At 68.1% G+C, this 342-nt stretch carries 1 protein-coding gene; it reads right to left on the reverse strand.

The features are described from left to right. Positions 1 to 342, reverse strand: a 342-nt coding sequence (locus tag U8L64_RS00020) for a thioredoxin family protein (RefSeq protein WP_333392688.1), incomplete at both ends; no start/stop codon positions are given.

A 342-nucleotide genomic window follows, 5' to 3' on the forward strand; every position in this document is an offset into this window, starting at 1 on the left:
TGACCGCCGAAGCGCTCGGCCGCGACGCCGGTGCGGATGCCCTTGCGCGCCGCGTAAATGGCCGCTGCGGCGCCAGCCGGGCCACCGCCGACCACCAGCACGTCGAAGGCATCCTTGGCCTTGAGCTTCTCGGCGTCACGTGCGCCGGCGCCGGTGTCGAGCTTGGCGAGGATCTCTTCCTCGTTCATGCGGCCCTGGGTGAACAGCTCGCCGTTGAGGTAGATGCTCGGCACCGACATGATCTGGCGGGCTTCGACCTCGTCCTGGAACAGCGCGCCGTCGATGGCGACGTGCTTGATGTTCGGGTTGAGCACGGCCATCAGGTTCAGCGCCTGGACCACG

The organism is Pseudomonas sp. FIP_A4, from assembly GCF_036701605.1.
Taxonomy (GTDB): domain Bacteria; phylum Pseudomonadota; class Gammaproteobacteria; order Pseudomonadales; family Pseudomonadaceae; genus Stutzerimonas; species Stutzerimonas phenolilytica.